23 protein-coding genes and 1 pseudogene are annotated in these 23,931 nt (G+C 71.0%); 14 read left to right on the forward strand and 10 right to left on the reverse strand.

Annotated elements, in window-relative coordinates; translation table 11 throughout:
- Positions 1-6 precede the first annotated feature (6 nt).
- The 5 genes from uvrA (at position 7) to VKN16_27515 (ending at position 9,069) form a co-directional block, all read left to right on the forward strand.
- Positions 7-2,781: an excinuclease ABC subunit UvrA gene (gene uvrA / locus VKN16_27495; protein HME97966.1), complete on the forward strand. Its 2,775-nt coding sequence runs from the start codon at positions 7-9 to the stop codon at positions 2,779-2,781.
- Positions 2,778-4,196 (forward strand): pyruvate kinase, encoded by a 1,419-nt coding sequence (gene pyk, locus VKN16_27500; GenBank protein HME97967.1) that lies wholly within the window; start codon positions 2,778-2,780, stop codon positions 4,194-4,196. The genes uvrA and pyk overlap by 4 nt, the downstream gene beginning before the upstream one ends.
- Positions 4,197-4,432: 236 nt before the next feature.
- A complete protein-coding gene (locus tag VKN16_27505) occupies positions 4,433-5,221 on the forward strand; it encodes an enoyl-CoA hydratase-related protein (GenBank protein HME97968.1) in 789 nt (262 codons plus the stop codon).
- Entirely contained in the window at positions 5,218-5,667 is a 450-nt protein-coding gene (locus tag VKN16_27510; protein HME97969.1) for a hypothetical protein, read from the forward strand. Before VKN16_27505 ends, VKN16_27510 begins: the two co-directional genes overlap by 4 nt.
- Before the next feature lie 3 nt (positions 5,668-5,670).
- Positions 5,671-9,069, forward strand: coding sequence for an AAA family ATPase (locus VKN16_27515; GenBank protein HME97970.1), 3,399 nt, complete (start codon positions 5,671-5,673; stop codon positions 9,067-9,069).
- On the opposite strand, the gene VKN16_27520 is transcribed toward VKN16_27515, so the two are convergent.
- On the reverse strand, positions 9,036-9,701 hold the full coding sequence (locus VKN16_27520; GenBank protein ID HME97971.1) for an SUMF1/EgtB/PvdO family nonheme iron enzyme: 666 nt from the start codon (positions 9,699-9,701) through the stop codon (positions 9,036-9,038). The genes VKN16_27515 and VKN16_27520 overlap by 34 nt on opposite strands.
- 25 nt (positions 9,702-9,726) lie before the next feature.
- On the opposite strand from VKN16_27520, the gene VKN16_27525 reads away from it, so the two are divergent.
- From VKN16_27525 to VKN16_27550, 6 genes are all read left to right on the forward strand, one after another.
- Complete coding sequence (locus VKN16_27525; protein HME97972.1) at positions 9,727-10,899, forward strand: pyridoxal phosphate-dependent aminotransferase; 1,173 nt, start codon at positions 9,727-9,729, stop codon at positions 10,897-10,899.
- A 40-nt stretch (positions 10,900-10,939) separates the two neighbouring features.
- Complete coding sequence (locus VKN16_27530) at positions 10,940-12,583, forward strand: thiamine pyrophosphate-binding protein (GenBank protein ID HME97973.1); 1,644 nt, start codon at positions 10,940-10,942, stop codon at positions 12,581-12,583.
- A 17-nt stretch (positions 12,584-12,600) separates the two neighbouring features.
- The gene (locus VKN16_27535; protein HME97974.1) at positions 12,601-13,026 is read left to right on the forward strand and encodes a hypothetical protein; all 426 of its coding nucleotides are present in this window, start codon (positions 12,601-12,603) and stop codon (positions 13,024-13,026) included.
- 36 nt (positions 13,027-13,062) lie between these two features.
- The gene (locus tag VKN16_27540) at positions 13,063-13,260 is read left to right on the forward strand and encodes a thioredoxin family protein (protein ID HME97975.1); all 198 of its coding nucleotides are present in this window, start codon (positions 13,063-13,065) and stop codon (positions 13,258-13,260) included.
- A gap of 115 nt (positions 13,261-13,375) precedes the next feature.
- Positions 13,376-13,831 carry a gamma-glutamylcyclotransferase family protein gene (locus VKN16_27545; protein HME97976.1) on the forward strand — a complete coding sequence of 152 codons (456 nt, stop codon included), beginning with the start codon at positions 13,376-13,378 and terminating at the stop codon, positions 13,829-13,831.
- 9 nt (positions 13,832-13,840) lie between these two features.
- Positions 13,841-15,196 carry an aspartate aminotransferase family protein gene (locus tag VKN16_27550; GenBank protein ID HME97977.1) on the forward strand — a complete coding sequence of 452 codons (1,356 nt, stop codon included), beginning with the start codon at positions 13,841-13,843 and terminating at the stop codon, positions 15,194-15,196.
- 73 nt (positions 15,197-15,269) lie between these two features.
- Here the strand turns inward: VKN16_27550 and VKN16_27555 are convergent, their stop codons facing one another.
- A complete protein-coding gene (locus tag VKN16_27555; protein HME97978.1) occupies positions 15,270-15,806 on the reverse strand; it encodes a class I SAM-dependent methyltransferase in 537 nt (178 codons plus the stop codon).
- 65 nt (positions 15,807-15,871) lie between these two features.
- Here VKN16_27555 and VKN16_27560 point away from each other — a divergent pair, with 65 nt between their 5' ends.
- Together VKN16_27560 and VKN16_27565 are read left to right on the forward strand one after the other, a co-directional pair.
- Complete coding sequence (locus VKN16_27560; protein ID HME97979.1) at positions 15,872-17,086, forward strand: radical SAM protein; 1,215 nt, start codon at positions 15,872-15,874, stop codon at positions 17,084-17,086.
- A 99-nt stretch (positions 17,087-17,185) separates the two neighbouring features.
- Positions 17,186-17,590: a DUF393 domain-containing protein gene (locus VKN16_27565; GenBank protein HME97980.1), complete on the forward strand. Its 405-nt coding sequence runs from the start codon at positions 17,186-17,188 to the stop codon at positions 17,588-17,590.
- 2 nt (positions 17,591-17,592) lie between these two features.
- On the opposite strand, the gene VKN16_27570 is transcribed toward VKN16_27565, so the two are convergent.
- The 6 genes and pseudogenes from VKN16_27570 to VKN16_27595 all read right to left on the reverse strand — a co-directional run bounded on the left by VKN16_27570 (position 17,593) and on the right by VKN16_27595 (position 22,157).
- Positions 17,593-18,771, reverse strand: a complete 1,179-nt coding sequence (locus VKN16_27570) for an MFS transporter (GenBank protein HME97981.1) — start codon at positions 18,769-18,771, stop codon at positions 17,593-17,595.
- A gap of 41 nt (positions 18,772-18,812) precedes the next feature.
- Positions 18,813-19,064 (reverse strand): annotated as a pseudogene (locus VKN16_27575) (chromate resistance protein ChrB domain-containing protein).
- Positions 19,061-19,477 (reverse strand): hypothetical protein, encoded by a 417-nt coding sequence (locus VKN16_27580; protein ID HME97982.1) that lies wholly within the window; start codon positions 19,475-19,477, stop codon positions 19,061-19,063. Before VKN16_27580 ends, VKN16_27575 begins: the two are co-directional and overlap by 4 nt.
- 585 nt (positions 19,478-20,062) lie before the next feature.
- Positions 20,063-21,235, reverse strand: coding sequence for a chromate transporter (locus tag VKN16_27585; protein HME97983.1), 1,173 nt, complete (start codon positions 21,233-21,235; stop codon positions 20,063-20,065).
- A complete protein-coding gene (locus VKN16_27590) occupies positions 21,232-21,468 on the reverse strand; it encodes a chromate resistance protein ChrB domain-containing protein (protein HME97984.1) in 237 nt (78 codons plus the stop codon). The genes VKN16_27585 and VKN16_27590 overlap by 4 nt, the downstream gene beginning before the upstream one ends.
- Positions 21,381-22,157, reverse strand: a complete 777-nt coding sequence (locus VKN16_27595; protein ID HME97985.1) for a chromate resistance protein ChrB domain-containing protein — start codon at positions 22,155-22,157, stop codon at positions 21,381-21,383. The genes VKN16_27590 and VKN16_27595 overlap by 88 nt, the downstream gene beginning before the upstream one ends.
- A gap of 123 nt (positions 22,158-22,280) precedes the next feature.
- Here VKN16_27595 and VKN16_27600 point away from each other — a divergent pair, with 123 nt between their 5' ends.
- Positions 22,281-22,553 (forward strand): hypothetical protein, encoded by a 273-nt coding sequence (locus tag VKN16_27600; GenBank protein ID HME97986.1) that lies wholly within the window; start codon positions 22,281-22,283, stop codon positions 22,551-22,553.
- Here VKN16_27600 and VKN16_27605 read toward each other — a convergent pair.
- Positions 22,528-22,992 carry a hypothetical protein gene (locus VKN16_27605; GenBank protein HME97987.1) on the reverse strand — a complete coding sequence of 155 codons (465 nt, stop codon included), beginning with the start codon at positions 22,990-22,992 and terminating at the stop codon, positions 22,528-22,530. The two genes, VKN16_27600 and VKN16_27605, sit on opposite strands and share 26 nt — an antisense overlap.
- Positions 22,989-23,894, reverse strand: a complete 906-nt coding sequence (locus VKN16_27610; GenBank protein ID HME97988.1) for a complex I NDUFA9 subunit family protein — start codon at positions 23,892-23,894, stop codon at positions 22,989-22,991. The genes VKN16_27605 and VKN16_27610 overlap by 4 nt, the downstream gene beginning before the upstream one ends.
- Positions 23,895-23,931 lie beyond the last annotated feature (37 nt).

Raw genomic sequence — 23,931 nt, forward strand, 5'->3', positions numbered from 1 at the left:
GCGTCCATGGCCAACGATCGCATCGTCATCCGCGGTGCTCGCGAGCACAATCTGAAGGCCATCGACCTCGAGCTCCCCCGGGACCAGCTCGTGGTCATCACCGGGCTGTCGGGATCGGGGAAGTCTTCGCTCGCCTTCGACACCATCTATGCGGAAGGGCAGCGGCGGTACGTCGAATCGCTCTCGGCATACGCCCGGCAGTTCCTCGAGCAGATGGAGAAGCCCAACGTCGATTCGATCGAGGGGCTCTCGCCCGCGATCTCGATCGAGCAGAAGACCACCAGCAAGAACCCGCGCTCCACCGTGGGCACCGTCACCGAGATCTATGACTACCTGCGCGTGCTCTTCGCCCGCGTCGGCACCCCGCACTGCCCGCAGTGCGGCAACGTGATCTCGGCGCAGACCGTGCAGCAGATGGTGGACCGGGTCATGACGCTTCCCGCCGGGGTCCGGCTGACCGTGCTGTCGCCGGTCGTGCGGGGACGCAAGGGCGAGTACCGCAAGCTCTTCTTCGATCTGCGTCGCCAGGGCTACGTGCGGGTCCGGGTCAACGGCCAGCTCCGCGAGCTGACCGAGGACATCGAGCTCGCCAAGACCAAGAAGCACACCATCGAGGTGGTGGTGGACCGGCTCGTGGTCAAGGACAACGTGGGCGGCCGCCTCGCCGATTCCCTGGAGACCGCCCTGCGGCTGGCCGACGGCGTGGTGCAGGTGGAGGTGCCGGACGGCGCCTCGTTCCTGTTCTCCGAGCGGCTGGCCTGCGCGGCCTGCGGCATCTCGTTCCCCGAGGTTTCGCCCCGCATGTTCTCGTTCAACAACCCGTACGGGGCGTGCCCCGAGTGCGGCGGCCTCGGCACCCGCTACGAGATCGACCCGGACCGGGTGGTGCCGGACGGGAACAAGACGCTGGCCGGCGGCGCGCTGCTGCCCTGGGCCGGGCCGTCCGCCTCGGCCATCTTCAAGCAGACCCTCCGGGTGCTGGCGAAGCGGCACGGGTTCAGCCTGGAGGTGCCGTGGGCGAAGCTGCCGAAGAAGGCGCGCGACATCGTGCTGCACGGCGAGCCGGACGATGGCTTCGAGGGCGTGGTGAAGCTCCTCGAGCGCCGCTACAAGGAGACCGTCTCCGAGGAGACGCGAGCCGAGGTCGAGCACTTCATGACCGAGCGCCCGTGTCCTCAGTGCGGAGGCTCGCGGCTGCGCGGCGAGACGCTCTCGGTCAAGATCGCGGGCCGGTCCATCGCCGACGTGGTGCGCTTCCCGATCAAGGCGGCGCGCCAGTTCTTCGACACCCTGGCCCTGTCCGAGCGCGAGATGGCGATCGCCCGACGCGTGCTCAAGGAGATCCGCGAGCGGCTGGGCTTCCTGTCCCAGGTCGGGCTCGAGTACCTCACGCTCGATCGGCCGGCCGCGACCCTGTCCGGCGGGGAGGGACAGCGCATCCGGCTCGCCACCCAGATCGGGTCGAGCCTGGTGGGCGTGCTCTACATCCTGGACGAGCCGTCCATCGGCCTGCACCAGCGCGACAACGGCCGTCTCCTCGACACGCTCAAGCGCCTGCGCGACCTCGGCAACACGGTACTGGTCGTCGAGCACGACGAGGAGACGATGCGCGCGGCCGACTACGTGGTGGACCTGGGCCCCGGCGCGGGCGAGCTGGGCGGCCACGTGGTGGCGGTGGGCACGCCCGACGAGGTGATGGCCAACGCGGAGTCGCTCACCGGGCGGTTCCTGGCCGGGCTCGAGCGCATCGCGGTGCCGGCGAGCCGGCGGAAGACCAACGGCAAGTTCGTGGTCATCCACAATCCGCGCGAGCACAACTTGAAGGGCATGAACGTGAAGATCCCGCTCGGCACCTTCACCGCGGTCACCGGGGTGTCCGGATCCGGCAAGTCCACGCTGGTCAACGACATCCTGTACCGCGCGCTGGCCTCGATGCTCCACCGGGCGCAGGACCGTCCGGGACTGCACGACCGTGTCGAGGGCGCGCAGTACCTGGACAAGGTGATCGACATCGACCAGTCGCCGATCGGGCGCACCCCGCGCTCGAACCCGGCCACCTACACCGGCGTGTTCACCTTGATCCGGACCCTGCTGGCCCGCACGCCGGACGCGCGGGTGCGCGGCTACCAGCCCGGGCGCTTCTCGTTCAACGTCAAGGGCGGCCGCTGCGAGGCCTGTCAGGGTGACGGGCTCGTGAAGATCGAGATGCACTTCCTGCCCGACGTGTACGTGACGTGCGAGGTCTGCCGGGGGAAGCGCTACAACCGCGAGACGCTCGAGGTGCGCTACAAGGGCAAGAACATCGCCGACATCCTGGAGATGACGGTGGCGGAGGCGCTCGCCTTCTTCGAGCCGGTACCGTCCATCAAGCAGAAGCTCCAGACCCTGCACGACGTGGGGCTGGACTACATCCGGCTCGGCCAGGCCGCCACCACGCTCTCCGGAGGCGAGGCGCAGCGGGTGAAGCTGGCCACCGAGCTGAGCCGGCGGGCCACCGGCCGCACGCTCTACATCCTGGACGAGCCCACCACCGGGCTGCACTTCGCGGACATTCGCCGACTGCTGGAGGTGCTCAACCAGCTGGTGGACCAGGGCAACACGGTGGTGATCATCGAGCACAACATGGAGGTGATCAAGACCGCGGACTGGATCATCGACCTCGGGCCCGAGGGCGGCAACGAGGGCGGCAAGGTCATCGCCACCGGCACGCCCGAAGACGTCGCCCGCCAGGAGCGCTCGTTCACCGGCCAGTATCTCGCCCGCTCCCTGAAGGCCTCGTGAGACGCACCAAGATCGTCTGCACGATCGGCCCGGCGAGCTCCCGCCCCGAGACGCTCGACCGGCTGGTGGCCGCCGGCATGGACGTGGCGCGGCTCAACTTCTCGCACGGCACGCACGCCGAGCACGCGGAGGTGATCCAGGCCATCCGCGCGGGGGAGACGCGGTGGGGCCGGCCGGTCACGATCCTGCAGGATCTCCAGGGGCCCAAGGTACGGCTGGGTACCTTCGTGGGTGGGCAGGCCTCGCTGGTGACCGGCGAGGAGTTCACCCTGACCGCGCGCGGCGTGAAGGGCACCGCCTCCCGCAGCTCGCTCAACCATCCGGAGTTCCTGGCCGCGCTGCGTCCCGGCGACGCGGTCTGGATGGACGACGGCATGATCCAGCTCACCGTCGACAAGGTGGAAGAGGGCGACGTGCGCTGTCGTATAGTCTCGGGCGGCGTCGTCTCCGACCACAAGGGCGTGTCGTTCCCGCGCCTGCCGGTGCCGGTGTCTTGCCTGGCCCTCAAGGACCGCGAGGACCTGCGCTTCGGCATCGAGCACGCGGTGGACTACGTGGCGGTCTCGTTCGTGCGCTCGGCCACCGACATCCAGGAGGTGCGCAAGTTCCTCCACGATCAGGGCGCGAACATGCCGATCGTGGCGAAGCTCGAGCGCGCGGAGATCGTGGCCAACCTCCAGGGGCTGCTGCCGCTGGTCGACGCGGTGATGGTGGCGCGGGGGGACCTCGGGGTGGAGGTGCCGCTCGAGGAGGTGCCGGTCATCCAGAAGGACGTCATCCGCCAGGCGCGGCAGGCGAAGGTGCCGGTGATCGTGGCCACCCAGATGCTCGAGTCCATGGTCACGCACTCGCGGCCCACCCGGGCCGAGGTGAGCGACGTGGCCACCGCCATCTTCGACGGCGCGGACGCGATCATGCTCTCGGCCGAGACCGCGACCGGACGCTTCCCGGTCGAGACGGTGGAGATGATGGCGCGCATCGCGGAGCGCGCGGAGCGCGCCGCGCCGGTGGCGAGTGTCGCCTGGCCCCGGCCCGAGGCCTACGGCTTCCCGGAGGCGGTGGCGGAGGCGGCCTGCCAGGCCGCGCGGCGGCTCCGCGCCCGCGCCATCGTCGCCTTCACCCAGTCCGGCTTCAGCGCGCGGCTCATCTCGCAGGACCGGCCCGAGGTGCCGATCATCGCCCTGACCCCGTACTCGGAGGTGCAGCGGCGGCTCGGGCTCTTCTGGGGCGTGTCCTCGCGGCTGGTGCACAAGGTCGAGACCACCGACGAGATGATCCAGGAGGTGGAGGACACGCTGCTCGGCGACGGGACGGTGCGGAACAACGACGTCATCGTGATCATCTCGGGCGCGCCGATGTGGGTGACGGGGACGACCAATCTGCTCAAGCTTCACCGCGTGGGCGATCGCAGGTAGTATCCGGTGCGCGGCGTCCGGTCGACGCGGGGCAGGGTCGGCGGGGGCGCCCTCCCCGGGACACGCTGACTCGCAACTCGTTTTGGCGATACGGTCGGGCCACGAGAAGGGCCTGGCCGGCTTCGATAGCGCGCAGAAGACACGGTCCCGGGGAGGGCGCCCCCGCCGACCCTACCCCGCTCCGGTCGGTGGGCCGCGACGGGTGCACTCGCGATTCCCACTAAGGGAGAGTCCACATGGGCTATCAGACGGTTCTGTATGAGGTGAAGGAGGGGGTCGGGAGGATCACGTTGAATCGTCCGGAGGCGTACAACGCGTTGAATCTGACGCTGGGGCGCGAGCTGTTCCAGGCCGCGCTGGAGGCGGACGAGGATCGGGCGGTGCGGTGCATCGTGATCACCGGGGCGGGGAAGGCGTTCTGCGCGGGCGGCGATGTGAAGGACTTCGCCGACAACCCGGAGCGCATCGGGATCCTCGTGAAGGAGCTGACCACCTACCTGCACGGCGCGGTGTCGAGGCTGGCGCGCACCATGAAGCCGGTGATCATGGCGGTCAACGGGATCGCGGCGGGCGGCGGGATGAGCCTCGCGCTGGCCGGGGACCTGGTGGTGGCGGCGGAGTCCACGAGGTTCACGATGGCCTATTCGAAGATCGCCGCCTCGCCCGACGGCTCGTCGTCGTACTTCCTGCCGCGCATGATCGGCCTGCGCCGGGCGCTCGAGCTGCACTACACCAATCGCGTGCTCTCCGCGCGCGAGGCGATGGAGTGGGGGCTGGTCAACCGCGTGCACCCCGACGCCGAGTTCTCGGGCGCGGTCGGCGCGCTCGCGCGCGAGCTGGCGCAGGGGCCGACCCAGGCCTTCGGCCGGGCCAAGCTCCTCTTCCACCAGTCCACCCAGGAGAGCCTCGAGACCCAGATGGAGCTGGAGGCGCAGGCCATCGCGGCGAGCGGGCACACCGAGGACTTCCGCAACGGGGTGGTGGCGTTCGCCAAGAAGCAGCCGGTGACCTTCAGCGGTCGGTGAGCCGGCTCGATCCGGCTACCCTCGGGCGCCGTCTCGACGACCTGCTGGGCACGGGTGAGCGGTTGATCCGCGGCGTGCCCGAGAGCGGGATGGACCGGGAGGCGCCGACGGGGGACGGCCGAATCCGCGACGTCGCGTTCCGACTCTTCCGCCTGGGCCAATGCTACGCCGACGGCATGGACACGGCCCGCTTCTCGGACGACTGGCGCAGCGAGGCGGCGCCGGACGACCTGCGCGACGGGGCTTCCGTCGCGCGATACGCCGCGCTCGTGCGGGGGCGCCTGGGCGGCTGGTTCGAGGGCGCCTCGGCCCGAGAGTTCGCGCGGATCATCGGGGCGCCCGGCGGGCCGCGGTCCGGACACGAGCTGCTGGCGCAGGTGTGCGCCGACGCGGAGGCGCAGCTCGAGCGGCTCCGCGCCGGCCTCGGGCGCATCGAGATGGACTAGACGATGACCGGGACCGACGCGCGATCCCCCGACGGCTCGGTGGCCTGCCCGCGCTGCCGCACCGAGAATCCGTCCAGCCACCGCTTCTGCGTCGAGTGCGGCCAGGCGCTGCCGTCGGCGTGCCCGCGCTGCGGCTTCGTGCGCGACCCCGGCGCGCGCTTCTGTGGCGGCTGCGGTCAGCCGATCGCCGCCGGGGATATGGCGGCCGCGGACCGCTCGCCGCCGCACCTGGCCGAGAAGGTCGTGGCCCAGCGCGCGGCGGGGGAGGGCGGCGAGCGCAAGCAGGTCACCGTGCTGTACGCCGACGTGAAGGGCTCGCTCGAGCTGCTGGCCCATCGCGATCCCGAGGATGCGCGGCGACTGCTCGACCCGGTGCTGGCGCTGATGATGGACGCCGTGCACCGCTACGAGGGCACCGTGACCCAGGTGCTGGGCGACGGGGTCATGGCGATCTTCGGGGCGCCGGTGGCGCACGAGAACCACGCCATGCGCGCCGTGTACGCCGCGCTGCGGATGCACGACCGGGCCCGCCGGCTCACCGAGGACCTGGGCCGGCCTCACGGCCACGACGTGCAGCTCCGCATCGGGCTCAACTCCGGCGAGGTGGTCGTGCGCTCCGTGGGCGGCGATCTGCACATGGACTACACCGCGGTGGGCCAGACCACCTACCTCGCCGCGCAGATGGAGCGGCTCGCGCGGCCCGGGAGCACGCTGCTGACCGCGGAGACCGCGCGGCTGGCCGAGGGCTTTCTCGAGGCGAAGCCGCTCGCGCCGGTCGCGGTGAAGGGAATCGCGGAGCCGGTGGCCGTCCGCGAGCTGATCGGCCCGGGACCGGCGCGCCACCGGCTGCAGGCCGCGACGGTGCGCGGGCTCTCCCGCTTCATCGGCCGCGAGGCGGAGCTGGGGCACCTGCGCCAGGCGCTCCAGCGCGCGCGCACCGGCGAGGGCCGGCTGGTGGCGCTGGTCGGCGAGCCCGGGGTGGGCAAGTCGCGGGTCATCCGCGAGTTCGCCGACGGGCCGTGGATGGCCGAGGCCCTCGTGCTCGAGGGCCGGCCCATCGTGTACCGGAAGACGCCGTCCTGGCTGCCGGTGGTGGACGCGCTCCGTCGCTACGTGGGGATCGAGCCCGGCGACGACGCGCGGGCGATGCGCGAGAAGATCGCGAGCAAGACGCGGGCGCTCGACCGGGGCCTGGAGCCGGCGGTGCCGGCCCTGCTCGCGCTGGCCGATCTGGAGCCCGACGATCCGGCCTGGCGCGCGCTGGACCCGCCGCAGCGACGCCGTCGCATCCAGGAGGCGGTGGCGAGCGTGATCCTGGCGGAGACCCGGCGCCAGCCGGTGGTGCTGATCATCGAGGACCTGCAGCGCATCGACGAGGAGACGCAGACCCTGCTCGACCGGCTCGTGGAGCGGCTCTCGGGTGCCCGCCTGCTGATGGTCGTCGCCTATCGGCCGGAGTACCACCATCACTGGGGCAGCCGCGCCGGCTACGTCCAGCTGCGGATCGATCCGTTCCCGTCCGGGACGGCTCGCGCCCTCCTGGACGGCCTGCTCGGCCCGGATCCCGCGCTGGAGCCGCTGAAGGGCGTGCTGGTCGAGCGGACCGACGGCAACCCGCTCTTCCTCGAGGAGAGCGTGCGCGCCCTCGCCGAGACGCAGGCGCTGCTCGGCGAGCCGGGAGCGCGGCGGCTCGCGCAGCCGCTGGAGGCCATCGACGTGCCGCGCAGCGTGCAGGCGGTGCTGGCCGCGCGCATCGACCGGCTCAGCGCCGAGGCGAAGCACGTGCTGCAGTCCGCTTCGGTCATCGGCAAGGACGTGCCGTATCCGGTGCTGGAGGCGATCGCCGACCTGCCCGAGGAGGCGCTGCGCGCCGGCCTCGGCCAGCTGCAGGCCGGCGAGCTGCTCCACGAGGCGAGCTTCTTTCCCGAGATCGAGTACACGTTCAAGCACGCGCTGACCCACGACGTGGCCTACGGCAGCCTGCTGCACGAGACGCGCCGGGGACTGCACGCGCGCATCGTGGCCGCCATCGAGCGGCTCTACCCGAGCCGCCTCGGCGAGCACGTGGAGCGGCTCGCCTACCACGCCCTCCGCGGCGGGCTGCGCGACCGGGCGGTGGAGTATCTCCGGCAGGCCGGGGCCCGGGCGGCCGCGCGCTCCGCCCACCGGGAGGCGGTGGGCTTCTACGAGCAGGCCCTCGAGATCCTCGAGGCCGACGGCCCCCGCGAGGACGCGATCCCCACCGCGATCGATCTCGTCTTCGATCTGCGGGCCTCCCTGGCGCCGCTGGGGGAATTCACCCGCACGCTGGCGCACCTGCGAGCCGCCGAGGAGCGGGCCGAGGCCGCGGGCGACCTGCGACGGCTGGGCTGGATCTCCGCGTACCTCACGCAGTCCTACTACACGATCGGCCAGCAGACCGACGCGATCCGCGCGGCCCATCGGGCGCTCGAGATCGGCGAGGCGCTCGGTGACGACCCGCTGCAGATCGCGGCCAACTTCGGGCTCGGCCAGGCCCACCACGTGCTCGGCGACCATCAGACGGCGCAGCGCCATCTCCGCCGCGCGGTGGCCGCGGTGGACGGGCCGCTCCGCCGGGAGCGCTGGGGCATGGCCGGGCTCGTGTCAGTCGCGGCGCGCATGTGGCTGGCCGCGTCGCTCGCCGACGTGGGCGAGTTCGACGAGGCCATCGCGTGCGCCCGCGACGCGCTCGCGATCGCGCAGGACGCGGATCATCCGTGGAGCACCGCGGGCAGCCAGATGACCCTCGGCGTCGTCCTGTTGACGCGCGGCTATCTGGACGAGGCGGCGCCGATGCTCGAGCGCGGCATCGCGTTCGCGCGCGAGATGGATCTGACCGCGTGGCTCCCGATGCTGCTGTGCGCGCGCGGGATCGTGCAGTGCCGGCAGGAGCCGGGCGGCGGCGGCCTGGCGATGATCGAGGAGGGAGTGCAACGCGGCACTGCGCTGAACATCCTGAGCCGTCAAGCGCAGCGCCTCACGTGGATGGCCGAGGCCTACCGGCTGGCCGGACGCGCCGACGAGGCGGTGGCCGCGGCAACCGATGCGTACCGGCTGGCCAGCGAGCAGGGAGAGCGCGGGTCCGCGGCCGGCGCCCTGCGAATGCTCGCCGCGGCGACCGCTGACGCGAAGAGCTACGAGGCTGCGCTCGACGCCGCCCGGGCGCTCGGCCTGCGCCCGGTCGAGGCGCTGTGCCACCTCGGGCGGGCCATCCTCGCGGAGAGCGCCCGTGACGCGGTGCCGGCCCGGGAGCACGCCGCTCGCGCGCTCGAGATGCTGCGCGCGATGGACATGCGGTACTGGCTGCCTCGCGCGGAGTCACTGGCGGTGACGGCCGCCGACCGCGCTCAGTCCGGCTCGCGAGCCAGCCGGAACCCGTAGTCGGAGTAGCGCAGCGCCGGCGGCAGTGACGAGCGATGCGCCACCGGGCTCCACGGGTCCTGGTGCCGCCAGGCGCCGCCGCGCGAGACCCGACGCGTGCCGGTCTCGGGGCCGCGTGGATTGTGGGTGGGGGAGCGCGCGTAGTAGGTCTCGTCCTCCCAGTCCAGACACCACTCGTGACACACGCCCGAAAGGGCCACCAGGCCGAGCGGGTTGGCCGGCGTGTCGACGGGGCGCGGTGGCCGGTCGAAGCGCGCCGCGGGCGGTCGCTCGTCGCCCCAGGGGAAGCGCGCGTCGTCGCGCCCGCCGCGCGCGGCCATCTCCCACTCCGCCTCGCTCGGCAGCCGGTAGTGGCGGCCGTCGCGACGCGAGAGCCACTCGCCAAAGCGGGTGGCCTCGAGCCAGCTCACGCCGACCACCGGCTGTTCCGGATCGCGCAAGCGCGCGTCTGTCCACCACGCGGGCGGCATGGCCTGACCGGCGTCGACCGCCGCCGCGTACTCGCGATTGGTCACCGGCGACCGCGCGATCGCGAAGGCATCGACCCACACGCGGTGTCGCGGGCGCTCACCCGGGTGTCCCGCGTCCCACCCCATCCAGAACCAGCCCGCGGCGATCTCCACGAACTCCACGCGGTCGAGTATAATCGGCGCCACCATGGACTTTGCGGAGCGGATGTCACGTCTGGGCACGGAATCGGCGTTCGAGGTGCTGGCGCGGGCGAAGGCCCTCGAGCGGCAGGGCAAGGAGATCATCCACCTCGAGATCGGCGAGCCGGACTTCGACACGCCGAAGCACATCCGCGAGGCGGCCAAGCGGGCGCTGGACAGCGGCGCGACCCACTATGGCCCCGCCGCCGGCCTGCCGGAGCTGCGCGAGGCCATCGTGAAGGACGTGGAGGGCACGCGCAGCATCCCGATCACTGCCGATGAGATCGTGGTGACGCCCGGCGCGAAGCCCATCATGTACTTCGTCATCACCGCGCTCATCAACCCGGGCGACGAGGTGGTGCATCCCAATCCCGGCTTTCCCATCTACGAATCGGTGATCAACTTCGTGGGCGGCAAGCCGGTGCCGATCCCCCTGCGCGAGGAGAGTGGCTTCGGCTTCGACCTCGACGTGCTGGAGAAGAGCGTCTCCCGCAAGACGAAGCTGATCGTCATCAACTCGCCGCAGAACCCGACCGGCGGCGTGCTGGAGCCCGATCAGCTCGGGCGCATCGCGGAGATCGCCAAGACCTACCGCATCCCTGTGCTGTCCGACGAGATCTACAAGGCCTTCCGCTACGAGGGCGAGTTCGCGTCGATCACCCGCTTTCCGGGCATGAAGGACCTGGTCATCATCCTCGACGGGTTCTCCAAGGCGTACGCCATGACCGGCTGGCGCCTCGGCTACGGGGTGATGCCGGTGGCCCTGGCCGAGCACGTGACCCGGCTCATGGTGAACTCCAACTCGTGCACCGCCTCGTTCACCCAGCACGCGGGCATCGCGGCGCTGCAGGGGGATCAGACGCCGGTGACCGAGATGGTGGCCGAGTTCAAGCGCCGCCGCGACGTGCTGGTGGCCGGCCTCAATCGGCTACCCGGCGTGTCGTGCCGGTTGCCGCGGGGGGCCTTCTACGTGTTCCCCAACGTGAAGGCGCTGAAGCGTCCTTCCGCCGAGATCGCGGAAATTCTGCTGAAGGAGGCCGGCGTCGCGGTGCTGGGCGGCTCCGCGTTCGGGCAATACGGCGAGGGGTACCTCCGGCTGTCGTACGCCAGCGCCGAGGCCAACCTCCGCAAGGCCCTCGAGCGCATGGAGCCGGTCTTCACGCGTCTCGCGGGAGGCTAGCCGCGCGACGGCCCGGCGCGAGCCGCGCCCAGGACCCCGGATGCCGACCGTCGCCGCTCTCCTGGTGGACGGGCTCGTGCGGGCCCAGGTGCCCCGGATCTTCGGGGTGCCGGGTGGCGGGTCCAATCTGGAAGTCCTCGAGGCCGCCCGGGCGCGTGGGCTGCCCTTCGTGCTCTGCCATCAGGAGTGGGCCGCCTGCATCATGGCCGCGGTGACCGGCGACCTGACCGGCCGGCCGGGCGCGGTGCTGTCCACGCTCGGCCCCGGGGTCACGGCCAGCGCCACCGGGCTGGCCCACGCGCTACTCGATCGCTCGCCGCTGATCTACATCAGCGATCGCCACCCGGCCGGGGTGCTCGAGTTCGCGTCGCACCAGTACCTGGACCACAGCAGCCACGTCGGTCCCATCACCAAGGGCACGCTCACGGTCAGCGCCGATTCGGCGGCGCACTGGATCGCCCATGCCGTGCAGCTGGCCCTGGCCGAGCCGCGCGGACCGGTGCACCTGGATTTGCCGGCCGACGTCGCCGGGCAGCACGCCGTCCCCCTGGCGACGTCCGTCACGCGCGCGCCGTTGCCGGCGCCCGAGGAGGCGCAGGTGGAGCAGGCGGCCGGCATGATTCGCGCGGCCAAGCGCCCGCTCGTCATCGCCGGGCTCGGCTGCCGCCCGGCCGACGCGAAATGGCTGCAGGCCTTCGCGGAGGCGCTGCCCGCGCCGGTGCTGACCACGTACAAGGCCAAGGGCGCCATTCCCGACCCGCATCCGCTGGCCCTCGGCATCTTCACGGGCGGCGCGCTCGAGGAGCCGCTCGTGAAGCGGGCGGACCTGATCATCGCTTTCGGCCTCGACACCGTCGAGCTGATTCCCCGGCGCTGGTCGTACTCGGCGCCGGTGCTGAGCCTGACTCGCGGTGCCGCCGCCGAGCCGCGGCTCCGCGCGCCGGGCGGAGGCGCGTACTTCACCCCGGCGCTCGAGGTGGTGGGCGACCTGGCCGCGATCCTGGAGGACCTGGCGCCGCGACTCATTCCGCAGGGGACCGAATCCGACTGGGACGTGGCCGCGGTGGACCGGATCCGACGCGAGCGCCTGACCGCGCTCGAGGTGCCGGTGGACGGGCTGGCCCCGCATCGGGTCGCACAGGTGACGCGCGAGCTGACCGCCGCCGGCAGCATCGCCAGCGTGGACGCGGGCGCGCACATGTTCCCGGCGACCGCGTACTGGCACGCTCTGGAGCCGGGCGAGCTGCTGATCTCGAACGGGCTCGCCACCATGGGCTTCGCGTTGCCCGCGGCCATCGCGGCGCAGCTCGTCCACCCGGACCGGCGCGTGGTGTGCTTCACCGGCGACGGCGGCCTCATGATGGTGGCGGCGGAGCTGGAGACGGTGGCGCGGCTGCGCCTGCCGATCCTCATCGTGGTGTTCAACGACCTGGCGCTGTCGCTGATCGAGGTCAAGCAGGAGCAGAAGGGCTTCGAGGGCGTCTCGCTGCGCTACGCGGGCCCGGACCTCCCGGCGCTGGCCCGGGCCTTCGGCCTGCGCGCCTTCACGGCCACCGACGAGGCGAGCCTGCGCCAGGCCCTGATCGGGGCGCAGACCGGGCATGGCCCCGCGCTCATCGACGCGCGCATCGATCCCTCGGGGTATCGCCGCATGCTGGAAATCGTCCGGGGCGCCCCGAAGTAAGTCGGTATACTCCAGGCATGGCATTCCTCTCGGCGAAGGACGAGGCGGCGGTCAAGCAGGAGTTCGAGCGCATCGGCGGGCCGGTCAAGCTGACCGTGTTCGCCTCGGAGCTGGGGGGCGAGCACAACGGCCAGACGGTGGCCCTCATTCGCGAGGTCGCGGCGCTCTCCGACCAGCTGTCGGTGACCGTGCTCAATCCGCACATCGAGCGCGACCAGGCGGCCGCCTACCGCATCACCGAGTCTCCGGCGGTGGTGGTCGAGGGGGCCCAGGACTACGGCATCCGCTTCCTGGGCATGCCGGCCGGCTACGAGTTCTCCAACCTGATCGACTCCATCATCGCGGTGTCCACCGGGGACGCCGGGCTGAGCGACGCCACCAAGGCCGCGCTCGCGGGGCTCACCGAGGACGTCACGATCAAGGTCTTCGCGACGCCCACCTGACCGCACTGCCCCCGGGCCGTGCGCCTGGCGCACCACATGGCGATCGCGTCTCCGAAGGTTCGGGCCGAGTGCATCGAGGCCAACGAGTTCCCGGAGCTGTCGCAGCGCTACCAGGTGATGGCGGTGCCCAAGATCGTCATCAACGACAAGGTCGGCTTCGAGGGCGCGATCCCCGAGCGGGATTTCCTGGGCGCGGTGCTGCAGGCGGTGGGCGACGAGAAGGCGGAGTCCTAGACCGTGGAATCCGCCGTCATCGTCGTGGTGGTGCTGATCGCCTGGTTCGCGCTCAATCGCTGGATCCTCCCGCGCTTCGGCATCCGGACCTGAGCGGCTGCCGCCGGGTGCTCCCGTGAGGAGCGAGACGCCGGGAAGAGCGAGCCGCGCCGCCCGTAGCCCCCGCCCCGTCACGCCACCCACCGACCTGCTCTTCACCTACGGCACGCTGATGCGGGGATTCCGTCTGCATCACCTGCTCGACGGCCGCGCGCTGTTCGTTGGCCCGGGCCAGGTGACGGGGCGGATCATCGACCTGGGCTCGTATCCCGGCGCGGTGGCGGACCGCGACGGCGCGCTCCGCGGCGAGGTGTACCGTGTGACCGAGACCGCGCTGTGGTCGAGGCTGGACTCGGTCGAGGGACCCCAGTATCATCGCCGGGAGGTTGCCGTCCGGACCGCGGACGACCGCGAGATGGCCGCGTGGATCTACTGGTACATCGGCCCACTCGATCGCGGCGTGCCGATTCCGGGCGGGGACTACCGGGCGCACGCGCCCGGCACATCCATCTACCACCAGCCGAGCCCGTAGGAGGCACCCATGCCGGTCGAGGCCGCACAGCTCATCAAGGACGACCAGGATCATCTGATCCATCCGCTGCATCATCCGAGCGATCACCTGGAGCCGATGGTCTACGTGCGCGGCCGCGGCGCCGTGCTGACCGACGTGCAGGGCCGCGAGTACATCGACGGTCTGGCCGGGCTCTGGAACGTCAACGTGGGCCACGGGCGCACCGAGCTGGCGGACGCGGCGGCCAACCAGATCCGCGAGCTGGCCTACTTCTCGGCCTACTCGGGCTCGTCGAACATCCCGGCGATCGAGCTGGCCTCCAAGCTGATGACGATTGCCTACAAGAACATGCAGGGCGTGTTCTTCACCTCGGGGGGCGCCGAGTCCAACGAGTCGGCGTTCAAGACCGCGCGCTTCTACTGGAAGACTCGGGGCAAGCCGGACAAGGTCAAGATCATCGCGCGGTCGCTGGCCTACCATGGGGTGACGCTGCAGGCGATGAGCGCCACCGGCATGTCGCCGTACTGGAAGATGTTCGAGCCGCGGGTGCCGAACTTCGTGCATATTCCAACGTGTTATCCGTACCGACAGGAGGGCGCCAAGCCGGGAGAGACCGCGGGGCAAACTGCCGCGCGTCTTTTGGAAGAGGCGATCGTGCGCGAGGGGGCGGACACGGTGGCCGCCTTCATCGCCGAGCCGATCCACGGCGGCGGCGGGGTGCTCTATCCCACCGACGACTACTTCCCGCTGGTGCGCCAGGTCTGCGACAAGCACGACGTGCTGTTCATCGCCGACGAGGTCATCACCGGCTTCTGCCGCACCGGCAAGTGGTTCGCCCTCGAGCACTGGAACGTGCTGCCGGACATCGTCTCCTTCGCCAAGGGCGTGTCGTCGGGCTATCTGCCGCTGGGCGGCATCATGGTCTCGAAGGCGATCAAGCAGGCGATGGACGACGTCAAGCCCGAGGACAAGTGGATGCACGCCTACACGTACTCGGGGCACCCGACCTGCTGCGCGGTCGGCATCAAGAACCTCGAGATCATGGAACGGGAGCGGCTGTGGGAGCGGGCGGCGGCCATGGGCACGCGGCTGCACAAGGGCCTGCAGCAGGCGCTCGGCGACCACAAGCACGTGGGCGACATCCGCGGCGGCAAGGGCCTGCTGGCCGCGGTGGAGCTGGTCGAAGATCGTGGCACCAAGGCACCCTTCGGCGCCGACAAGAAGGTGGGGCCGCGGGTGCTCGCCGAGATGACCAAGCGCGGGGTGATCACGCGCGCGCGGCTCGAGCACGTCTTCTTCGCGCCGCCGCTGGTGGTGAGTGAGGAGCAGGTCGACCGCCTCGTCTCCGTGCTCCGCGACTCCCTCAAGGTCGTCACCGGCGTCTGATCCGCCCTCTCTCCCTCTCCCTCTCCCCCTCCGGGGGGGGAGGGCAGGGTGAGGGGGTGCTCGACCGCCCGCGTTACCTCGCGGGCACCACCCACAAGTACAGCGTGTGGGTGCCCTGGCTGCTCGACACTTGCATCGTCTGCGTCGGAACCCAGTCCGCCATCCCGAAGTTGTGCGATACGACTCGCGAGCCAGGGCGGAGCTCGCTGAGGAGCTTCAGGCGCAGCCGGCGGTTCAGCTCGTTCCCCAGGTAGAGCGTCACGACGGTGGCCGGGCGCAGATCGGCCTGGAACAAATCCCCCTGGTGGAACGTGACCCGGTCGCTCAGCCCCAGGCCGCGGGCGCGGTCGGTGGCCTGCTTCGCCAGCGTGGGATCGATCTCGTAGCCGACCCCGCGGGCACCCCGGTCCTTCGCGGCGGCGATGACGATACGGCCATCGCCCGATCCCAGATCATAGACGACGTCATCGGTAGTTACGTTGGCTAGCCTCAGCATCTCGTTGACCACGGCTGGCGGTGTCCGGACGTCCGGCACCTCTTGACCCGGAACGCGCGCGCACGCGGCGAGAGCGGCGGTGAGCCCGATCGTCAGCGCTCGTCTCGCTCTCATGGCCGGCCATTCTAGCGCAGGTGGACGTGCTTGCCGTCTAGCTCAACTTGTGTTTAGTATATCGCATGGACCGCGCGCAACGCTTCCGGATCCTGGCCGACGCCGCCGCCGATGATCGGGAGACCGGCCTTCCGGTCCGCGCGCGACTGAGCGACGGCCCGGTGGGCATCCGGCCGGTCCGCCTGCCCGGTGGCGGATCCACGACGCTCATGCGCGTGATGCAGACGAACGCCTGCTCGCTGTCCTGCGGCTACTGCCCGACGTTCTGTGGCGGGCGCGTGAAGCGGACCGCGCTCTCGCCGGAGGAGGTGGCGCGGACGTTCATGGAGTCGCATCGCGCCGGAGTCGCCCAGGGGCTCTTCCTCACCTCGGGCGTGCCCGGCCGCGCGTCGCGGGCGGTCGATCGCATGCTGGCCGCGATCGAGATTTTGAGGAAGCGGGAAGGCTTCGCCGGCTACGTGCACGTCAAGCTGCTGCCCGGCGCGGAGCGCGAGCAGGTCGTGCAGGCCACGCGGCTGGCCACGCGTGTCTCCGTCAATCTCGAAGGCCCCAACGACGGGGTGGTGCGCGGCCTGGCTCGCGAGAAGGACTACTCGGGCGATCTTCTGCCGAACCTCATGCTGGCCGGCCGTCTCTCGCGCGAGGCGCGGCTCGAAGGACGGGAAGGGGTCGCGGCGGCGGGGACGACGACGCAGTTCGTGGTGGGCGCGCAGGGCGAGCGCGACCGCGAGATCCTGGGCGTGGTGAGCGGTCTCGAGGGCCGCGGCCTGCTCCACCACGCGCACTTCAGCGCCTTCCAGCCGGTGGAGGGCACGCCCATGGAAGGCCTCCGGCCCGCGCCCGCGGCCCGCGAGTGGCGGCTCTACCAGGCCGAGCACCTGCTTCGGCAGTACGGCTTCCGGTTCGAGGAGCTGGTGTTCGGTGGCGACGGCAACCTGGCGCTCGATCACGACCCGAAGACCGCCTGGGCTCTGGCCCACACCGAGCAGTTCCCGGTTGCGCTCGAGCGCGCTCCGTACGAGCTGCTGCTGCGCGTGCCGGGCATCGGCCCGACCGCGGCGCGACGGCTGGTGGCCGAGCGCCGTCGCACGCTGCCGCGCGATGCGCAGGACCTGCGACGCCTCGGCGTGGACGCGATGCGGGCCGCCTACTTCCTGACCGTGCGCGGTCGCCGCCTCCGGCCGACGCTGCCCGCCGAGCAGCTGCGTTTGTTCCCGCCCGGCGAGCACCTGACCCAGGGGCCGTGGCGCACGAACGTGCCGCCGTGCGCCTATCGCTGACTTCGGCGGGCGGCGTGCTGGTGTCTGTCGCGCACGCTGATCGCGACCATCCACGCCTGGATCGAGCGCCGCCGCACGACAGGCGTACAATGACCGCCCATGAGCTCCAAAGTCGAGGAAGCCCAGGCCCCCGCCCGGGCGCGCGCGGTCCTGATCTACGATGGCGCCTGCGGCCTGTGTCGCGGCGGGGTGTCCTGGATCTCTGGTCGCGCGGTGCCGGGCTACTTCGAGTTCTTGCCTTGCCAGGCGCCTGAGCGCCGCGCTCGGTATCCGTGGATGTCCGAAGGAGACTGTCTCCAGGCCATGCAGCTCATCCTACCGGATGGCCATGTCTTGGTCGGTGACGCCGCGATCCCCGAGATCCTGCGCCGGCTCCGCGGGTGGCGGTGGCTGGCCGGGGTGTTCCGGCTCCCCGGCGTCGAGGTGCTGGCGCCTCGGCTCTACGCGTGGGTCGCCCGCCATCGCTACCAGATCTCCTGCATGATCGGCCGCCCGCGCGACTGACCTCAGCTGGCCGGCGCACGTGAGGCGCCGGTATCGAGAACGACCTTCCGGATCGTCGCGTAGAGCATCAGGTCGTAGACGATCTTGAGCCCGCCGCCCAGGAAGAAGGGCGCGGCGACCGACACGCTGGTCATCACCCAGCCGGTGAGCGCGGGGCTCACCGATTGCGCCAGCGTGCGGCTCACATTGGTGAGGCTGGCTGCGCCCTCGCGCTCGTGGTCCTGCACGGCCAGCATGAGAAAGCTCTGGCGGGTCGGCACATCCATCTGGGAGAGCAGGTGGCGTGCCAGCAGCATGACGACCGCGAGCCACGCCGACGGGGCCAGCGCCACCGCGATCAGCAGCAGGTTCGAGATGAGATGCGAGAACACCATGGTCTTGACCAGGCCCAGTCGCGGGGCGAGGCGAGCGGCGAGCAGCAGCGAAAGGCCCGAGAGCACCTGCGCCCCGAAGAACGTCCATCCGAGCGCAGCCAGGCCCATCCCGAAGCGCGTGTAGAACCAGTAGGCGACGAGACTCTGCAGCACGAAGCCGCCGGCGAGCGAATCCAGCGCGAACAGCGCGGCCAGCCGGCGGACGAGCGGCCGCGAGGGCATCGCCGCCGCGGAACGGGCGCCCCCGGGGACCGGGCCGCCCGCGGCCATCCGCGCGTAGGCCGCGATCTGAACCAGCCCGCCCAGCAGGAACACGGCGAAGAGGAGCCGGGGTGAGCCGCCGGCGCGCGTCACGGTCGCCGCCCCGACCGCGGACGCGGCGTAGCCGGCCAGGTTGTACAGGCTCAGTGCGGTGGTCAGCTCGGCCCGGGGGCTCGCGCGCGTGACCGCGACCTGTTCGAGGGTGAGGAACGGACCGGTCTCGCCGGTGCCCACCGCGAGGTTGCCGATCATGGCGGCGCCCACGACGACCCACGGATGGTCGGTGGCCAGCAGCAGGAGCGCCGAGACCACGATGAGACCGGCCTGGGCGATGAGGGCCGCGCGCGGGCCATGGCGCTCGGCGGGCCGGCGGATCCCGAAGGTCATGGCCGCGCTGGCGAGCAGGGTGAGTGTGACCGCCACCCCGATCTCCCACGCATCCATGCCCCGCTCGGCCAGATAGAGCGGGAACAGCACACCCAGGAAGCCGTAGCAGAACGTCCGTGCGGTCTTGGCGACGAGGACCAGGCGGGCGTCTCGGCTCACGCGCGCTCAGCCCGGCAATACGCGTACAGTGCGTCGATCCGGGCCAGCACGCCGAGCGCGGGATCTTCCAGCCGGTACGTGTCGATGAAGGCATCGAAGGAGCAGTGGTCCCCGTGATGGCCGAGCTCGACCGTGGGCACGTCGAACGGCACGGCGCCCTCACGCCGTGCGGGGGCCATCACCTGGTCCTCGGGAACGAACAGGAACTCCGCCTCCGGGTCGATGAAGCGTCGGATCAGCCAGGGGCAGGCGATACGATCGACGCGGGCCTTGCGACGGGCCACCCATTTCATCGGCGCGGTCCTCCGGCGGCGCATTCGTCCAGCAGCCGCTCGAGATGTTGTCGGATGACGGCTCGAGCTGCGGGCAGGTCGTCGCCGACCGGCGGCACGTCCGTCCACTGCTCGACCGCGACGCCGGGCGCTGCGACGTCGCGCAGGTCGCAGCCGAAGGCAACGATGCGGGACGCCGCGGCCGTGTCGGCGCTCGTGACCTTGCGGGGCTGCTGATCACTCAGGTCGAGCCCTTCCGCCAGCAGCGTGCGGACGACCCCCGGGGCTACCGCGACGTCGGGCTCGGTGCCCGCGGAGGCGGCCGTGACGTCGAGACCGCGCGCGCGTGCGAGACGCCGGCAGTCGGCTGCCGCGAGCACGCTCTTGGCCGCGCCGTGGAGGCACACAAAAAGGATTCGGGTCGTCGTGCTCATGGCTTGACCTCGTACCGGAACTGGTCGAACTCGGTCGTGCTGTCGGCTTTGGACCAGATCCCCACCGAGCCCGCGTCGGGGAAGGTTTCGTCGCGGACCGTGAAGAGTCCTGGCCATCGTAGGTGACGACGAACTCGGGGCCCGTGAAGTCGACGCGGAGCGTGTGCCAGACTCCCGCGGCCACCGCCACCTTCACGCCGTAGGCGCCACGCGGGGATCCGGCCGGCGCGAGATCCGTCCGGCGGCTCTTCACCATCTTGTACGCGACGACATTGCCCTCCAGCGCATTGCCGCGCGCGACGTAGTAGTTGTCCGCGTCGCGCCAGCGCCACACGACGCCTCCCGCTCGATCCTCTCGGCCGTCCACCGGCCGGAAGCGAGTCTCGACCCAGCCGTCGCGGAGCGCCGTGCCCTCCAGGACCGCCCAGCCGAACGCGGCCCCGCCCCGATAGGTGTGAGCGCTCTCCTGCCGGCTCCTGCGCGCGGTGCCGCGGCCGGTTTGCCCGGTCAGCCAGTCCCGCGAGGGCTGAGCCCAGACCACGCCAGCCAGCGCGACCGCGGCTCCGGTCAGCGCGAGCACCGCCCTCATGGCGCGCCTCGAAGCCAGAAGACGAGCAGCCCGATCGCGCCCGCGGCTGCGATCAGGACGGGTTCCGGAGTCTTGAAACGCCAGAGGAGGCCGAACGTTCCGAGCGCGAGCAGGGCCGTGGATGGATCGACGATGGCCCGGCGGCCCAGCACGACGCAGGCGCCCGCGATGGCTCCGGCCGCCGCCGCGGTCACGCCGCTCACGAACGCCTTGACCTGCGGATTGTCGCTGAAGCGGTCGAACCACGGGTAGGGGACGACGACGAAGAGGTACGTGGGCAGGAAGACGCCGATCGCTGCCGTGATGCCGCCGGAGAGCCCGGCGACGAGATAGCCGATGAAAGCCACCGTGATCACGACCGGTCCGGGCGTCAGCATCGCCACCGCGACCGCGTCGAGGAACTGCTTGTCGGTCAGCCATCGATACTCCATCACGACCCCTCCATGCAGAAACGGCACGATGGCAAGTCCGCTGCCGAACACGAAGGCCCCTGCCTTCGTGAAGAACCACAAGATCTGCGCGAGCCCGGTGGCGGTAGCGGCCGTCGCGGTCGGCGGGACCGCCATCCCGGTGAGCGGCACCAGCGCCGGCAGCGTCCGGCCCGACCCCGCCCACGAGAGCAGACGGCGCGGGGGCGCCTGCAGCAGCAGCACGACGACGCCGCACAGGATGAACAAGCTGCCCACCTCGGTCTCGCTCCACGCGGTGACCACGGCCATCAGCCCGGCGACGGCCCAGAGCAGACGATCGCGACCCATGGTGAGACGCATCAGCTTCCAGGCGGACCGCACGATGATCCCGATGACCGCGGCCCCGACGCCGTAGAAGGCGGCCTGCATCCACGGCAACCCGCCGTAGGCCACGTAGAGCGCCCCGAGCGCGAGAGTCATGAGGAGTGAGGGCCCGATGAACGCGAGGCCGACCAGCGTCGCGCCGGCCAGCCGGCCGTGCGCGTAGCCGAGGCACATGGCGAGCTGCGCCGCGAGCGGGCCCGGCGCGAGCTGGGAGAGCGCCAGGCCCTTCATGTAGTCCGCCGGGTCGAACCATTGTCGGCGCTCGACGAGATCGCGCTGCATGTACCCGATGAGCGCCACCGGGCCGCCGAAGCCAAGCGAGCCGAGATAGAGGAAGTAGCGAACGAGACCCCAGGTCGTACGGGGCTCCGTCATGGACGGTCTCCGATCGTGGCGTAGAGGCCATCGAACAAGGTCATGCCCAGGACCAGCGCTTCATGGTCGTCCTTGATCGCGCCGAGCAGACCGCGCAAGACCAGGTCCAGGCCGCGGGCCTCGTCGCGCGCGAATTTCTCGTCCTTCAGGTCGGCCTCGTGGACGATCTCGGCGAGGATCGCGAGCTTCCGGTCGCGCAGGCCGGTGCGTCGCAGCAGCGTCTCGAAGTGCAGTCGTCGCCCTGGTGGCCGAGATCGACCCCGGCCATGTCGAAGGGGATGGCATCAGCGGGCAGCTGGTCGGGTGGCGCAAAGGCGAATTCGGCGTCCGGGTCCACGAAGCGCTTGATGAGCCAGGCCGAGGCGATCCGGTCGACGTGCGGCCGCGGCCGCGTGACCCACCGCCGTCCCTTGAGCGCCGCCAGATCGAGCGGCGGCGCCGCGCCGGCCGGTCGGACGCGCGCGCTGGCAGTACGCTGTTCGACCGCCTCGCGCACGCGCTCGACCTCGCGGCGCCCGGAGGCCTCGAAGAAGTCGATCTCGGCCAGTCGGCCGAGCTCGCGGGAGAGCCGAGCGAGCTCGTCACCGAGACGTGGGCGCCGGCCCTTGAGGAGCTTGCGATAGCGGTCGGCGAGGGCGGCATAGTCCTCGTTGCGCACGTCCTGGAAGAGGCGGACGATCTCAGGCTGCTGCATGTTCTCCACTCGATCTACCCGGAGCAGGGTGGCGTCGCCACCGTCACGGTCGATCTCCTGGGCGAGCCACTGGAACTGTTCGTAGCAGTCTCCCCTGTCGGGCAGCAGATACGCGCCGCTCTTGAGGGCCACGGCACCGAGGGCGCGCAAGCGCCGCCAGGCGCGCACGCGGAGGCTCGAGGGCCGCGGCGGCAGGGTCAGCAACAGGATCAGCCACCCGTGCAACATGTGTTGCGATGTTACGTCGAGTGTTTCAGCTCGTCAAGCAAAGGGGAGCCCAGGTGGGGCATCCGTGGTTGACAGTCACACTCCTCACATGTTTAGTATATGAATCCCACAGGAGGTGCTGGGATGAACACCCTGGAGAGACTGCTGCAGGACGATCTGAACCGTCTCGTAGACCGCATCGCTGCTCGCATGAGTGCCGAGACTGGCACCGGGATGGCGGGTGAGCTGAAAGCCCGCATCGACCGATCCGAGGACCACCTGAGCGGACTCCGCACGGCCCTGCTCGACGGGTACGCCGAATGGGCGCGGGCGATCGAGGAGTGCGAGGACCTCTGGGTGCTGGCCGAGCTTCACCGGGAGACGGAGGAGGCTACGGAGCGCCGAAGAGCCGCTTGACCCAGCCGGGTCGCCGCGCCTCGGCCAGATAGCGCTCGGCGTCTTCGCGCTGATAGCGCTCCAGGCGCTGCCAGTAGTCGGGCAGGTGGCGGGCGAGGAAGACCTGGCCGGCCAGCAACCGGGCGGCCGGGTCCGCCATCGCGGCTTCAGCCTGCGTGAGGCGCGCGCGCTGGTCGTCGGGCAGGTCTGCCGAGAATTGCTCGCGCAGACGCGACAGCAGGGCGCCGCTGATGGTCTGGAACTCGGCGCGATCGGCGGCGCTCGTGCTCTCCGGCGCCGGCCGGCCGGTCTGCGCGCGAGCATCCACCATGAGCTTCAGCGCGGCCATCTCGAGCGCTTCCTCGATGCGCTCGCGCAGCTGGGCCTCGATGCGCTCCATGAGGCCGCGAGCGTCGCCGTGCTGGTGGGGGAACGCGCCGTGGTGCGGCCACTCGCTCACGACGGGCCGAGCATGCGATGCAGCCCGACCGCGAGGGGCTCGGGCTTGATGCCGAGGTCGGCGAAGAACCGCGAGGGATCGCCGACGCTCTCCTCCTCGAGCATGAGGAGCTGATCCGTGGAGACCGGGTAGAACGGCAGCCAGTCGAGCGCGCGGGTCATGACCTTGACCGGGCCGAGTGGCACGTGCATCTTCCGCACGCGCGTGCGGCCGAGGGCATGCCCGATCGCGTCGAGCAGGTCGACGAAGGCCACCGGCTGCGGCCCGGCCACGTCGTACGCCTGGCGCACGCCGACCGGCCCCCGCAGGACCCGCGCGAAGCCGTCGGCCACCTGCTCCACCGGAATCGGTTGAAGCCGATAGCGCCCGCTCCCCAGCACCGGAACGATCGGCGCGCGCTTGACCATGCGCGCGAGCATCGAGACGAAGGCGTCGCCGCGCCCGAAGATGATCGACGGGCGGAAGATGGTCCAGTCCAGGTCGCTTGCCCGTACCGCGTCCTCGGCCTCCCACTTCGTGCGGTGATAGCGGGCGCGCGCGTCGGGCCGGGTGCCCAGCGCGCTCATCTGCACGTAGCGCTTGATGCCGACGGCGCGGGCCAGCGCCACCATGTTGCGCGTGGCCTGCACGTGCAGCCGCTCGAAGGTGACGCCGCGGCGGCGCTGCTCCTCGATGATGCCGACCAGATTGACGAGCGCGGAGCAGCCCTCGACGCTCGGAGCCAGGCCGTCCGGCCTCATCACGTCGCCGGGCACGCGATCGATCGACTCGAATCCCTTCAGATCGTGCTCGGACCCGGGCCGCACGAGCAGCCGGACGAGAAATCCCTGCGCAAGAAGTGCGCGAACGACGCTCTTGCCGACGAACCCCGTGCCACCGGTAACGAACACCCGCTGCGCCACGGGCGAATCCTAGCACGGGGCCGCCCCATTTTCCGTC

The organism is Candidatus Methylomirabilota bacterium (assembly GCA_035315345.1).
GTDB lineage: Bacteria > Methylomirabilota > Methylomirabilia > Rokubacteriales > CSP1-6 > CAMLFJ01.